General features: G+C 61.2%; 1 protein-coding gene. It reads left to right on the top strand.

From position 1 onward, the window contains the following. Window positions 1-6 precede the first annotated feature (6 nt). Window positions 7-117: a LamB/YcsF family protein gene (locus tag RZO55_RS25965; protein WP_369293241.1), complete on the top strand. Its 111-nt coding sequence runs from the start codon at window positions 7-9 to the stop codon at window positions 115-117. Window positions 118-384 lie beyond the last annotated feature (267 nt).

The raw sequence follows: 384 nt of genomic DNA, 5'->3' as shown, positions 1-384 counted from the left end.
ATTTGCGTGCACGGGGATGAGCCCCAAGCCCTGGCCTTTGCCCGTCGCCTCAGGGAAGCGCTGCAGGACGAAGGCGTCGAAATCCGGAGCGTCGGAGCCTGGCTGGAGAGGTCCTGATGGCGATGGACGGTAGGATGACGGGGGTGGACATCCGCGGCGTTGTCGGGTCCGTCGGGTGTTTCCCGCCGGTCTCCGATCCAACAATTCCTCATCCTGGACTCTGATCGCATGAAAGGATATGAACGAAGACGATGAGACCAGCGTTGGAAGTATTGCAACCGGGACTGTTGACCACGGTACAGGATCTAGGCCGGGTCGGCTTCCAGCATACCGGCATGGTGGCGGCAGGAGCGATGGATGCCTTCTCCCTGCAGGTGGCCAATT

The sequence above is a fragment of the Clostridium boliviensis genome (assembly GCF_033342255.1).
GTDB classification, from domain to species: Bacteria; Bacillota; Clostridia; order Lachnospirales; family Lachnospiraceae; genus Lacrimispora; species Lacrimispora boliviensis.
Note: the sequence above shows the minus strand (reverse complement) of the source record. Positions and strands in the feature narration are given on the sequence as shown.